At 69.9% G+C, this 562-nt stretch carries 1 protein-coding gene; it reads left to right on the top strand.

The features are described 5' to 3' along the window. The coding region (locus AC27IQ_RS26870; RefSeq protein WP_487091524.1) for a Bug family tripartite tricarboxylate transporter substrate binding protein at nucleotides 1-562 on the top strand (562 nt) is incomplete at both ends.

Below are 562 nucleotides of genomic sequence, written 5' to 3' on the forward strand. Positions count from 1 at the left end.
CCGTTCCCGCCCGGCGGCGCCACCGACATCGCCGGTCGCGCCCTGCAGGAGCCGCTGCAGCGCCTGCTGGGCCAGCCCGTGGTGATCGAGAACCGCGCCGGCGCCGGCGGCTCCATCGGCATGGCCGAGGTGGGGCGCGCCGCGGGCGACGGGCTCACGCTGGGCGTGGCCACGCTGTCCACCCACGGCGTGAACCCGGCCGTGTTCTCCAAGCTGCCCTACGACCCCGTCAAGGACTTCGCCGGCGTGACCGAGATCGTCAAGGCCCCCGGGGTGATCGTGGTCAACCCCAAGGTCCTGCCGGTCAAGGACTTCGCCGATCTGGTGAAGTACCTCAAGGCCAACCCCGGCAAGGTGTCCTACGCCACGCCGGGCAACGGCACCATCGGCCACATGTGGGGCGAGCTGTTCAAGAGCAGCACGGGCACTTCCATGGTGCACATTCCCTACCGCGGTGCCGGTCCGGCGATCAACGACGTGGTGGGCGGACAGGTGCCGGTGTATTTCGACCAGGTGGCCTCGTCGCTGCCGCACGTCAAATCCGGCAAGCTCAAGGCCCTGG

The sequence above is a fragment of the Acidovorax sp. KPB24-07 genome (assembly GCF_057543315.1).